The sequence below is a fragment of the Streptomyces niphimycinicus genome (assembly GCF_018883605.1).
In the GTDB taxonomy this organism is placed as follows: domain Bacteria; phylum Actinomycetota; class Actinomycetes; order Streptomycetales; family Streptomycetaceae; genus Streptomyces; species Streptomyces niphimycinicus.
On the sequence record NZ_JAHLEM010000699.1, the window covers coordinates 1 to 11,162 of the forward strand.

At 68.9% G+C, this 11,162-nt stretch carries 7 protein-coding genes and 1 pseudogene; all 8 read left to right on the forward strand.

Annotated features, from left to right (window positions below; translation table 11 throughout):
• A partial coding sequence (dnaA, locus tag KN815_RS40520; protein ID WP_216346793.1) for a chromosomal replication initiator protein DnaA occupies window positions 1–1,140 on the forward strand: 1,140 nt, incomplete at its 5' end.
• A gap of 828 nt (window positions 1,141–1,968) precedes the next feature.
• Window positions 1,969–3,099, forward strand: coding sequence for a DNA polymerase III subunit beta (gene dnaN / locus KN815_RS40525; RefSeq protein WP_216346794.1), 1,131 nt, complete (start codon window positions 1,969–1,971; stop codon window positions 3,097–3,099).
• A 104-nt stretch (window positions 3,100–3,203) separates the two neighbouring features.
• Window positions 3,204–4,085: a phosphogluconate dehydrogenase (NAD(+)-dependent, decarboxylating) gene (gene gnd, locus KN815_RS40530; RefSeq protein ID WP_216346795.1), complete on the forward strand. Its 882-nt coding sequence runs from the start codon at window positions 3,204–3,206 to the stop codon at window positions 4,083–4,085.
• Window positions 4,086–4,140: 55 nt separating this feature from the next.
• Window positions 4,141–5,283 (forward strand): DNA replication/repair protein RecF, encoded by a 1,143-nt coding sequence (gene recF, locus KN815_RS40535; RefSeq protein WP_216346796.1) that lies wholly within the window; start codon window positions 4,141–4,143, stop codon window positions 5,281–5,283.
• On the forward strand, window positions 5,280–5,846 hold the full coding sequence (locus KN815_RS40540; protein WP_372458603.1) for a DciA family protein: 567 nt from the start codon (window positions 5,280–5,282) through the stop codon (window positions 5,844–5,846). The genes recF and KN815_RS40540 overlap by 4 nt, the downstream gene beginning before the upstream one ends.
• Window positions 5,847–6,155: 309 nt before the next feature.
• A complete protein-coding gene (gene gyrB / locus KN815_RS40545; RefSeq protein WP_301184695.1) occupies window positions 6,156–8,186 on the forward strand; it encodes a DNA topoisomerase (ATP-hydrolyzing) subunit B in 2,031 nt (676 codons plus the stop codon).
• 42 nt (window positions 8,187–8,228) lie between these two features.
• Window positions 8,229–10,853 carry a DNA gyrase subunit A gene (gene gyrA / locus KN815_RS40550; protein WP_216346797.1) on the forward strand — a complete coding sequence of 875 codons (2,625 nt, stop codon included), beginning with the start codon at window positions 8,229–8,231 and terminating at the stop codon, window positions 10,851–10,853.
• Between the two features lie 3 nt (window positions 10,854–10,856).
• Window positions 10,857–11,162 (forward strand): annotated as a pseudogene (locus tag KN815_RS40555) (DUF3566 domain-containing protein); the annotation flags it as partial.

Below are 11,162 nucleotides of genomic sequence, written 5' to 3' on the forward strand. Positions count from 1 at the left end.
GACCCGCTCGAGCGCGCCCGCGGCGGACCGCCCGTCCTGCCCTCGCAGACCGGCGCCCCCGGCCCGCTCGCCGCTCAGCCCGCACCCGCGTCCGGCCCCGGTGAGCCGACCGCGCGGCTGAACCCCAAGTACCTCTTCGACACCTTCGTCATCGGCGCGTCCAACCGCTTCGCGCACGCCGCGGCGGTCGCCGTGGCCGAGGCGCCGGCCAAGGCGTACAACCCGTTGTTCATCTACGGGGAGTCCGGGCTGGGCAAGACCCACCTGCTGCACGCCATCGGTCACTACGCGCGCAGCCTGTATCCCGGCACCCGGGTGCGCTATGTGAGCTCGGAGGAGTTCACCAACGAGTTCATCAACTCCATCCGCGACGGCAAGGCGGACGCGTTCCGCAAGCGCTACCGCGACATGGACATCCTGCTGGTCGACGACATCCAGTTCCTGGCGAGCAAGGAGTCGACACAGGAGGAGTTCTTCCACACCTTCAATACGCTTCACAACGCCAACAAGCAGATCGTGCTCTCCTCCGACCGGCCGCCCAAGCAGTTGGTCACCCTGGAGGACCGGCTCCGCAACCGCTTCGAGTGGGGCCTGATCACCGATGTGCAGCCGCCGGAGCTGGAGACGCGTATCGCGATCCTCCGCAAGAAGGCGGTCCAGGAGCAGCTCAACGCGCCGCCCGAGGTGCTGGAGTTCATCGCCTCGCGGATCTCCCGCAACATCCGTGAGCTGGAGGGCGCGCTCATCCGCGTCACCGCCTTCGCGAGCCTGAACCGGCAGCCGGTGGATCTCGGCCTCACCGAGATCGTGCTGAAGGATCTGATCCCCGGCGGCGAGGACGCGGCCCCGGAGATCACCGCCACCGCGATCATGGCCGCGACCGCCGACTACTTCGGGCATACGGTCGACGATCTGTGCGGCGCCTCCCGCAGCCGGGTGCTGGTCACCGCGCGGCAGATCGCGATGTATCTCTGCCGGGAGCTGACCGATCTGTCGCTGCCCAAGATCGGCGCGCAGTTCGGCGGCCGCGACCATACGACGGTCATGCACGCCGACCGCAAGATCAGGGCGCTGATGGCCGAGCGGCGCTCCATCTACAACCAGGTGACCGAGCTGACCAACCGCATCAAGAACGGCTGAGAGGGGCCCACAGGGCCACCGCGAACCGCTGAAGGGCGCTCCGGGAGGGACAACTCCCGGGGCGCCCTTCGTCGTTCATCCCTACGAGCTGTTCGATTCCCGGCCCGGCCGGCTCGGTTCTCCACAGATACGCGGCCCATCCGCCGTCCACACCCTGGGGACGTGGAAGTTGTCCCGATCGCGTCCACAGGGTGCCCGGTGGGGAGGGCATCCGCCGAGGTCAGGTGGTTGTGGAATTGTGGCTATCGGGAGTCCACAGACTGTGGACGACCGAGATACCCACAGGCCGCGCGTCAGCTTGTCCACCGGCAACCCACAGCCGAAGGCCCGTTGCCCACAGCTTCTCCACACCGCTGTCCACTGTTCGGCAACGAAATGGCCACGGTCACCGGCGCGAGTGAAAGGCGTCACACCAAGGAGGCGGGTTGGGCTGTGGGGAAGGTGGGTAAAACTGGGGACGGCGCTGGGGAGAACCGGGCGATGTCTGTGCATCGCATGTGCAGAACTCTTCGGCATCCACAGACAACCCTGGTTGTCCACCGCCGTCGCCCACAGGCCCGGTGGACAAAAAACCGCCGCTGACCAGGGCAAAGTCAGTTTTCCACGGTTTCCACAGGCCCTACTACTACGACCACAGAGTTATAGCGAGGAAACCGCTTCGAAGCGGGGCCTGTGCACAACCTCGGGCCGAGCCGCCCGACACCCCGCGCACCGACTTGACCCCGAGCCGCACCGACTGTCGGCGGCGTGCGTCAGACTGGTCTCCGGCTACTCAGCCGACGACGAAGGCCAGCAGGGCGAGCCAGCAACAGCAGGAGGCGGCTTACGGTGAAGATCCGGGTGGAGCGCGATGTACTCGCGGAGGCGGTGGCCTGGACGGCCCGCAGCCTCCCGGCCCGACCGCCGGTGCCCGTCCTCGCGGGCATCCTCATGAAGGCGGAGGAAGGCGCGCTCAGCCTCTCCGGCTTCGACTACGAGGTCTCGGCCCGCGTCTCCGTGGAGGCCGACATCGAGGACGACGGCACGGTCCTCGTCTCCGGCCGGCTCCTCGCCGACATCTGCCGCGCCCTCCCCAACCGCCCCGTGGAGATCTCCAGTGACGGGGTGCGGGTGACCGTCGTCTGCGGCTCCTCGCGATTCACCCTCCACACCCTGCCTGTGGAGGAATACCCGGCGCTGCCGCAGATGCCGACCGCGACCGGCACCGTCCCCGGTGAGGTCTTCGCCGCCGCCGCTGCCCAGGTCGCCATCGCCGCCGGCCGTGACGACACCCTGCCGGTGCTCACGGGCGTGCGGATCGAGATCGAGGGCGACACCGTCACGCTGGCCTCCACCGACCGCTACCGCTTCGCGGTCCGCGAGTTCCTGTGGAAGCCCGAGACCCCCGACATCTCCGCCGTCGCGCTGGTGCCCGCCAAGACGCTCCTCGACACCGCCAAGTCGCTGACCAGCGGTGACACCGTGGCGCTCGCGCTCTCCGGCTCGGGTGCGGGCGAGGGCCTGATCGGCTTCGAGGGCGCCGGGCGCCGTACGACCACCCGGCTGCTCGAGGGCGATCTGCCGAAGTACCGCACGCTCTTCCCCACCGAGTTCAACTCGGTCGCGGTGATCGAGACGCCCCCGTTCGTCGAGGCCGTCAAGCGTGTGGCCCTGGTCGCCGAGCGGAACACCCCGGTGCGGCTCAGCTTCGAGCAGGGCGTGCTGATCCTGGAGGCGGGATCCAGTGACGACGCACAGGCTGTGGAGAGGGTGGACGCGCAGCTCGACGGCGACGACATCTCGATCGCCTTCAACCCGACGTTCCTGCTGGACGGCCTCAGCGCGATCGACTCGCCGGTCGCCCAGTTGTCCTTCACCACCTCGACCAAGCCCGCGCTGCTCAGTGGCAAGCCCGCCATGGACGCCGAGGCGGACGAGGCGTACAAGTACCTGATCATGCCGGTGCGGCTCAGCGGCTGAGAGCGAGCGAATGAGCAGGTGTAGCCCACATCTGTGCGGCTACCCGCGGGCGTAGGCTCGGACTCACCGCGAAACGCAACGCACTACGGCATGAAGGATCACTGATGGAGCTCGGTCTCATCGGCCTCGGCAAGATGGGCGGCAATATGCGCGAGCGCATTCGCCGCGCAGGCCACACCGTCATCGGCTACGACCGGAACCCGGACGTCGCCGATGTCCACAGCATCGATGAGCTCGTCAACAAGCTCAAGGGCCCGCGCGTGGTGTGGGTCATGGTCCCGGCGGGCGTCCCGACCCAGATCACCATCGACGAGCTGGCCGAGCTGCTGTCGCCCGGCGACATCGTGGTGGACGGCGGGAACTCCCGCTGGACCGATGACGAGAAGCATGCTGAGCAGCTCAACGCCAAGGGCATCGGCTTCGTCGACTGCGGTGTCTCCGGCGGCGTCTGGGGCCTGGAGAACGGCTACGCGCTGATGTACGGCGGCGCCGCCGAGCATGTGGCCAAGGTCCAGCCGGTCTTCGACGCGCTCAAGCCCGAGGGCGAGGGCGGCGCCGTGCACGCGGGCAAGGTCGGTGCGGGCCACTTCGCCAAGATGGTCCACAACGGCATCGAGTACGCGATGATGCAGGCGTACGCCGAGGGCTGGGAGCTGCTGGAGAAGGTGGACTCGGTCACCGACGTCCGCGAGGTCTTCCGCTCCTGGCAGGAGGGCACGGTCATCCGCTCCTGGCTGCTGGACCTGGCCGTGCGCGCCCTGGACGAGGACGAGCACCTGGCGAAGCTGCGTGGCTACGCGGAGGACTCCGGTGAGGGCCGCTGGACCGTGGAGGCGGCGATCGACAACGCCGTGCCGCTGCCCGCGATCACCGCGTCGCTCTTCGCCCGGTTCGCCTCCCGTCAGGAGGATTCGCCGCAGATCAAGATGATCGCCGCGCTGCGCAATCAGTTCGGCGGTCACGCGGTCGAGAGCAGCGACAAGTAACCACCCCGCGGGGTGGCGCAAGCAGTTCAGCCGGGGGAGGTCGGCGCAGCCCACTATGCACGTCACGCATCTCTCGCTCGCCGACTTCCGCTCGTACACCCGGGCCGAGGTGGCGCTCGACCCGGGCGTCACGGCCTTCGTCGGGCCCAACGGCCAGGGCAAGACCAATCTCGTCGAGGCCGTCGGCTATCTCGCCACCCTCGGCAGCCACCGGGTCTCCTCGGACGCCCCGCTGGTGCGCATGGGCGCGGAGCGGGCCGTGGTCCGGGCCGCGGTCGTCCAGGGCGACCGGCAGCAGTTGATCGAGCTCGAGCTCAACCCGGGCAAGGCCAATCGCGCCCGTATCAATCGGTCCTCGCAGGTCAGACCGCGTGATGTGCTGGGGATCCTGCGGTCGGTGCTGTTCGCGCCCGAGGATCTGGCCCTGGTCAAGGGCGATCCAGGCGAGCGCCGGCGCTTTCTCGACGAGCTGATCACCGCGCGGGCGCCCCGGATGGCCGGGGTCCGCTCCGACTACGACCGGGTGCTCAAGCAGCGCAACACCCTGCTGAAGACCGCGGCCCTGGCCCGGCGGCACGGTTCGCGCAGCGGTGGCGGCGACGCGGCCCTGTCCACGCTCGACGTCTGGGACCAGCATCTGGCCCGGTCCGGTGCCGAGTTGCTCGCCCAGCGGCTCGATCTGATCGCCGTGCTCCAGCCGCTCGCCGACAAGGCGTACGAGCAGCTCGCCCCGGGCGGCGGCCCCGTGCTGCTGGAGTACCGCGGCTCGGCCGGTGAGGGGCTGACCGAGGCGGGCAGCCGCGAGGAGCTGTACGAGCTGCTGATGGCCGCCCTCACCGAGGCCCGTAAGCAGGAGATCGAGCGCGGGGTCACGCTGGTGGGCCCGCACCGCGACGACCTGGTCCTCAAGCTGGGCCGGCTCCCGGCGAAGGGCTACGCCAGCCATGGCGAGTCCTGGTCGTACGCCCTCGCCCTGCGGCTGGCCTCCTACGATCTGCTGCGCACCGAGGCGGGCGAGCCGGTGCTGGTGCTCGACGACGTCTTCGCGGAGCTGGACGAGCGGCGCCGGGAGCGGCTGGCCGAGCTGGTCGCCCCCGGGGAGCAGGTGCTGGTGACCGCGGCGGTGGAGGATGACGTTCCGCAGGTGCTGTCCGGCACGCGCTATGCGGTGTCCGAGGGCGAGGTGCGGCGCGTATGACCGACGGAATTGCCGAGGGAATGGCCGACGGAACGGACCAGTCGGCGGGGCCCTCGCCGGTGCCCGAGCCCTCGGGGGTCGATCTCGCGCGGGTGGCGCTGCGCGCCGCCAAGGAGCAGGCGCGCGCCCGGGGAGCGGCGGCCCAGCAGAAGAAGCAGGCGCGCAGAGGGGGCTTGCGCTCCGGCGCGCGCGCCGATGGCCGCGATCCGCTCCCGCTCGGTGCGGCGATCAACCGGCTGATCACCGAGCGCGGCTGGGAGGCCCCGGCCGCGGTCGGCGGGGTGATGGGCCGCTGGCCCCAGATGGTGGGGCCCGAGGTGGCGCAGCACTGCGAGCCCCAGCGGTACGACGAGGACGCCCGGGTGCTCACGGTGCGCTGTGATTCCACGGCGTGGGCGACCCAGTTGCGGCTGCTCGCCCCGCAGCTCGTGGCCCGGCTGAACGCGGATCTGGGTCATGGCACCGTCAAGATGATCAAGGTCCTGGGCCCCGGCGGCCCGGCCCGCCGCTACGGCCCGCTGCGCTCTCCCGGCTCCACCGGCCCGGGCGATACCTACGGCTGACCGGGGCTTGTGCGCCCCCGTGTTAACCGGGGGTAACAGGGTGACTGCTGAGACCCCGGTCACGGTTGCCGGTGGTTGACAGCTCGAAGCGCTGAGTGGCGGCGTGAGCCTCTTGGAGCCCGTCCCCGCATATGGGGAGTCGCTGGCAGCCGGTTCAGGGCGGCACATGCGGACTCAGGCGGCAGCAAGCCCCCATTCTTGTCGGCGCTACCGGTAGACTGGGGCCGTACACCGTCGCCGCCTGCGCACCGAGCGCTTGCGGACACATGTTGAACGACGCAGCCGCTCCTGCCTGCCCGGAGACGGCTTGTGCTGTGCCAGAAAGGGCGCTTCGTGGCCGATTCCGGCAACCCCATCGAAAACATCCCGTCCACGCCCGACAGCGAGGTCCTGGCTTCGCCGTCGTACGACGCCAGTGCGATCACCGTCCTGGAGGGGCTGGAGGCGGTCCGCAAGCGACCCGGTATGTACATCGGTTCCACCGGTGAGCGCGGCCTGCACCATCTCGTCCAAGAGGTCGTCGACAACTCCGTCGACGAGGCCATGGCCGGTCACGCGGACAGCATCGAGGTCACGATCCTCGCCGACGGCGGCGTCCGCGTGGTGGACAACGGCCGCGGGATCCCGGTGGGCATCGTCCCCTCGGAGGGGAAGCCGGCCGTGGAGGTCGTGCTGACCGTGCTGCACGCGGGCGGCAAGTTCGGCGGCGGCGGCTACGCCGTCTCCGGCGGTCTGCACGGCGTCGGCGTCTCCGTCGTCAACGCCCTGTCCTCGAAGGTGTCGGTCGAGGTCAAGACGGACGGATACCGCTGGACCCAGGACTACAAGACGGGAGCGCCGACCGCGCCCCTGGCCCGGAACGAGGCCACGGAGGAGACCGGCACCACGGTCACCTTCTGGGCGGACCCGGACGTCTTCGAGACCACCGAGTACTCCTTCGAGACGCTGGCCCGGCGCTTCCAGGAGATGGCGTTCCTCAACAAGGGCCTGTCGATCTCGCTCAAGGACGAGCGCGAGGCCCATGTGGACGAGGAGGGCAAGCCGCTCTCCGTGAAGTACCACTACGAGGGCGGCATCGTCGACTTCGTCACCTACCTCAACTCCCGCAAGGGCGAGCTGGTCCACCCCACGGTGATCGGGTTCGAGGCCGAGGACAAGGAGCGGATGCTCTCCCTCGAGATCGCGATGCAGTGGAACACCCAGTACACCGAGGGTGTCTACAGCTTCGCGAACACCATCCACACCCATGAGGGCGGCACCCACGAAGAGGGTTTCCGCGCCGCGCTGACGTACCTGATCAACAAGTACGCACGCGACAAGAAGCTGCTCCGGGAGCGCGACGACAACCTCACCGGTGAGGACATCCGCGAGGGCCTGACCGCGATCATCTCGGTCAAGCTGGGCGAGCCGCAGTTCGAGGGCCAGACCAAGACCAAGCTGGGCAACACGGAGGCCAAGACCTTCGTCCAGAAGATCGTCAACGAGCATCTCGCCGACTGGCTGGACCGCTACCCCAACGAGGCGGCGGACATCGTCCGTAAGGGGATCCAGGCGGCGACGGCCCGGGTCGCGGCCCGTAAGGCGCGGGATCTGACCCGCCGCAAGGGGCTGCTGGAGACCGCGTCGCTGCCGGGCAAGCTGAGCGACTGCCAGTCCAATGACCCGTCGAAGTGCGAGATCTTCATCGTCGAGGGTGACTCCGCCGGCGGCTCGGCCAAGTCCGGCCGTAACCCGCAGTATCAGGCGATCCTCCCGATCCGCGGCAAGATCCTCAACGTCGAGAAGGCCCGGGTCGACAAGATCCTCCAGAACAACGAGGTCCAGGCGCTGATCTCCGCCTTCGGCACCGGGGTGCACGAGGACTTCGACATCGCCAAGCTCCGCTATCACAAGATCATTCTGATGGCGGACGCCGATGTCGACGGCCAGCACATCAACACCCTGCTGCTGACCTTCCTCTTCCGCTTCATGCGCCCGCTGGTCGAGGCGGGGCATGTCTTCCTCTCCCGTCCGCCGCTCTACAAGATCAAGTGGGGCCGGGACGACTTCGAGTACGCGTACTCGGACCGGGAGCGGGAGGCGCTGATCCAGGTCGGCCGTGAACAGGGCAAGCGCATCAGGGACGACTCGGTCCAGCGCTTCAAGGGTCTGGGCGAGATGAACGCCGAAGAGCTGCGGGTCACCACGATGGACCCCGACCACCGCGTCCTGGGCCAGGTCACCCTGGACGACGCGGCGCAGGCCGATGACCTGTTCTCGGTTCTGATGGGTGAGGACGTCGAGGCACGGCGCTCGTTCATCCAGCGCAACGCCAAGGATGTCCGCTTCCTCGACATCTGAGTCGGCCCCCAGCCGCAGACGACAGAAGGACTTTGACCAGCAATGGCCGACGAGAACACCCCGAACACGCCCGATGATCTGACCCCCGACGAGCTGGCCGAAGGCGCCGCGCTCCGCGTCGAGCCGGTCGGCCTCGAGACGGAGATGCAGCGCTCGTACCTCGATTACGCGATGAGCGTGATCGTCAGCCGTGCGCTGCCCGACGTCCGGGACGGCCTCAAGCCGGTGCACCGCCGGGTGCTGTACGCGATGTACGACGGCGGGTACCGCCCCGAGAAGGGCTTCTACAAGTGCGCCCGTGTCGTCGGCGACGTCATGGGCACCTACCATCCGCACGGCGACTCGTCGATCTACGACGCCCTGGTGCGGCTGGCTCAGCCGTGGTCCATGCGGATGCCGCTGGTCGACTCCAACGGCAACTTCGGCTCCCCGGGCAACGACCCCGCGGCGGCCATGCGGTACACCGAGTGCAAGATGGACCCGCTGGCCATGGAGATGCTCCGGGACATCGACGAGGAGACCGTCGATTTCCAGGACAACTACGACGGCCGTAACCAGGAGCCGACGGTCCTCCCGGCCCGCATCCCGAACCTGCTGGTCAACGGCTCGGCGGGGATCGCGGTCGGCATGGCCACCAATATCCCGCCGCACAATCTGCGCGAGGTCGCCGAGGGCGCCCAGTGGTTCCTGGCCAATCCGCAGGCCACCCAGGAGGAGCTGCTCGAGGCCCTGATCGACCGGATCAAGGGCCCGGACTTCCCGACCGGCGCGCTGGTCGTCGGCCGTAAGGGCATCGAGGAGGCGTACCGCACCGGGCGTGGCTCGATCACGATGCGCGCGGTCGTGGAGGTCGAGGAGATCCAGGGCCGGCAGTGCCTGGTGGTCACCGAGCTGCCGTACCAGGTGAACCCGGACAACCTCGCGCAGAAGATCGCCGACCTGGTGAAGGACGGCAAGGTCGGCGGCATCGCCGACGTCCGCGACGAGACCTCCTCGCGCACCGGCCAGCGCCTGGTCATCGTGCTCAAGCGGGACGCGGTCGCCAAGGTCGTCCTCAACAACCTCTACAAGCACACCGATCTCCAGACCAACTTCGGCGCCAATATGCTGGCGCTGGTCGACGGTGTGCCGCGCACCCTCTCGCTGGACGCGTTCATCCGCAACTGGGTGACCCACCAGATCGAGGTCATCGTCCGCCGGACCCGCTTCCGGCTGCGCAAGGCCGAGGAGCGGGCGCATATCCTGCGCGGTCTGCTCAAGGCCCTGGACGCGATCGACGAGGTCATCGCGCTGATCCGGCGCAGCGACACGGTGGACACCGCGCGCGGCGGTCTGATGGGTCTGCTGGAGATCGACGAGATCCAGGCGAACGCGATCCTGGAGATGCAGCTTCGGCGGCTGGCCGCCCTGGAGCGGCAGAAGATCATCCAGGAGCATGACGAGCTACAGGCCAAGATCGACGAGTACAACGCGATCCTGGCCTCGCCCGAGCGGCAGCGGCAGATCATCAGCGAGGAGCTGACCGCGATCGTCGAGAAGTTCGGCGACGACCGGCGCACCAAGCTGGTGCCCTTCGACGGTGACATGTCCATCGAGGACCTGATCGCCGAGGAGGACATCGTCGTCACGATCACGCGTGGCGGCTATGTGAAGCGCACCAAGACCGAGGACTACCGCTCGCAGAAGCGCGGCGGCAAGGGCGTGCGCGGGACGAAGCTGAAGCAGGACGACATCGTCTCCCACTTCTTCGTCTCGACCACCCACCACTGGCTGCTGTTCTTCACCAACAAGGGCCGGGTCTACCGGGCGAAGGCATACGAGCTGCCGGACGCCGGCCGGGAGGCGCGCGGCCAGCATGTCGCGAATCTGCTGGCGTTCCAGCCCGATGAGAAGATCGCGCGGATCCTGGCCATCCGGGACTACGAGGCGGTGCCGTATCTGGTGCTCGCCACCAAGTCCGGCCTGGTGAAGAAGACCCCGCTGAAGGATTACGACTCGCCCCGCTCGGGCGGCGTGATCGCGATCAACCTCCGGGAGATGGAGGACGGCCGCGAGGACGAGCTGATCGGTGCCGAGCTGGTGTCCTCCGCGGACGATCTGCTGCTGATCAGCAGGAAGGCCCAGTCGATCCGCTTCACGGCGACGGATGATTCGCTGCGGCCGATGGGGCGCGCGACCTCCGGTGTGAAGGGCATGAGTTTCCGCGAGGACGATGAACTCCTCTCGATGAATGTCGTCCGGCCCGGTACGTTCGTGTTCACCGCCACCGACGGCGGGTACGCGAAGCGGACCAACGTCGACGAGTACCGCGTCCAGGGGCGCGGCGGCCTCGGGATCAAGGCAGCGAAGATCGTCGAGGACCGTGGTTCCCTGGTCGGAGCGCTGGTGGTCGAGGAGACCGATGAGATCCTCGCCATCACGCTCAGCGGTGGCGTGATCCGTACCCGGGTCAATGAGGTCAGGGAGACGGGCCGTGACACCATGGGCGTCCAACTGATCAACCTGGGCAAGCGCGATGCCGTCGTCGGCATCGCCCGGAACGCCGAGGCCGGTCGTGAGGCCGAAGAGGTCGAGGAAGTTTCCGCGACCGGGAGCGCACCGGCCGAGGAGGCCGCGTCCGAGGCGGTCGAGGGCACACCGCCCCCGGCCGATGAGACCGAGGAGTAAGTCGTGAGTGGAGCCACGGGTGCCGCGGGCGGCGGTGCGGACGCCGGACGGCGTCCGGGATCGGGAGCCCCGACTTCGGCGGGCGGCACCACCGCTGGGGAAGGCGCCCGTGGCCCGGCCGGGGACTCCGCCCCGGCGTCGGTGACGGAGACCCGGAAGCTGCGGCCGCAGCGCGATCCGCATCCGAAGCCCCAGTACTCCAGCCCGCTCCCGGGCGAGCGTCCCGCCCCCGCCCAGCCCGCGCAGCCGTACCACCCGCCGCAGGCATACGCCCCGCCGCCCGGCGGCGGGGCCGGGCAGGGCGGCTCC

Bases quoted from the DNA above. Each gene is read 5' to 3' on its own strand.
- gnd (WP_216346795.1), top strand. From the start codon at position 3,204: ATGGAGCTCGGTCTCATCGGCCTCGGCAAGATGGGCGGCAATATGCGC.
- recF (WP_216346796.1), top strand. From the start codon at position 4,141: ATGCACGTCACGCATCTCTCGCTCGCCGACTTCCGCTCGTACACCCGG.
- KN815_RS40540 (WP_372458603.1), top strand. From the start codon at position 5,280: ATGACCGACGGAATTGCCGAGGGAATGGCCGACGGAACGGACCAGTCG.
- gyrA (WP_216346797.1), top strand. From the start codon at position 8,229: ATGGCCGACGAGAACACCCCGAACACGCCCGATGATCTGACCCCCGAC.